This window comes from Xanthobacter sp. BG11Y11_SDJG, from assembly GCF_057364445.1.
The window spans coordinates 1-1,380 of the sequence record NZ_JBNFNU010000657.1; the positions used below are offsets into that span (position 1 = coordinate 1).

Here is a 1,380-nt window from a genome sequence, read left to right on the forward strand (position 1 = left end):
CGATGGGGTTCGACGTTCTGGCTGTCGTCGTGGGGCTGGCGGGTCTCCGCTCGGGCCGGGCCTCCCTTCGCCTGGCCTTTCGACCCCGGCCTGCGACTCCTGGCTGATCCGATCCCTGGCCGCCGGGCGCCACCGCGCTCGCGGTGTACCTGGTGGGCGTGTTCGCGCTCTACCGCGAGGAGCAGCGGCAGAAGAAATGGGTGCGCTCGGTGTTCGGCCGCTTCGTGTCGCCGGACGTGGTGTCGAAACTCGCCGCCGATCCCTCGCGGCTCGTGCTCGGCGGCGAGACGCGCCAGATCACCATCCTGTTCTGCGACCTGCGCGACTTCACCACCCTGTCCGAGACCATGGACGCGCAGGCGCTGACGCGCTTCATGCACGCGTATCTCACGCCCATGACCGAGGTGGTGCTGGCCCATGGCGGCACCATCGACAAATATATCGGCGACGCCATCATGGCGTTCTGGAACGCGCCGCTGGACGATCCCCACCACGCCCGCAACGCCACGCTCTGCGCCCTCGCCATGAGTGCCCGGCTTGAGGCGCTGAATGGCGAATGGCGCGCGCAGGCGGAGCGGGACGGACGGCCCTACCATCCGGTGCGCTGCGGCATCGGTCTCGCCACCGGGCCGTGCTGCGTCGGCAATCTCGGCTCCGACCAGCGGCTGGAATATTCCTGCCTCGGCGACGACGTGAATCTCGCCTCGCGCATCGAGGGCGCCACCAAGGGCCTGCGCACCGACATCCTGGTCTCCCAGGCGACGCGGGACGCTGCCGGCGACCTCGCCTTCCTGGCGGCGGACGAGCTGACCCTGAAGGGCAAGACCAAGTCGAGCCGGCTGCATCTGGTGGCGGGCGACGGCGCCTTCGCCGCGTCGCCCGGCTTCGAGACCCTGGCCCGGCGGCATGGCGCGCTGGTGGATGCGCTGGAGCGCGGCGACGCCGGGCAGGCGCGGCTTCTGGCGGAAGACCTCCGCCAGGCGGCCCCCGCCCGTCTCGCGCGCTTCTATGGCCTGTGTCTGGAGCGGGCGACCGCGACGGTGGCGGCAAGCCAGGATTGAGCATCCGCAAGGGTTCTCCGCCTCCAGAGCGGTAAGCCGGACAACCGGGGTGGCATTAATTTTTCCCTAGGAAAATAAGATCGCTCCAATTGTTATTCCGGCTAATGAAGCGCGATTTCTTCCCGCTTGTGTCGGCGCGCGGGCGGCCTCACCATAGGTGCGGGTTTACTGGGAGGCTTGTCATGCGAGGACTGAAGATCGCCTTGGCGCTCGCCTTGGCGCTGAGTGTTTTCCGCCTGTTTTCGAAGGGGCCCAGGGTCCGGCGGGGCCGGCCGGTCCCGCAGGTCCGTCGGCGCGCGGCGCGGCGAGGTCCCACCGG

At 69.2% G+C, this 1,380-nt stretch carries 1 protein-coding gene; it reads left to right on the forward strand.

Features of this window, described 5'->3' with window-relative positions; all coding sequences use genetic code 11:
- Positions 1–143 precede the first annotated feature (143 nt).
- Complete coding sequence (locus AC2W7M_RS25495) at positions 144–1,061, forward strand: adenylate/guanylate cyclase domain-containing protein (protein WP_486135897.1); 918 nt, start codon at positions 144–146, stop codon at positions 1,059–1,061.
- Positions 1,062–1,380 lie beyond the last annotated feature (319 nt).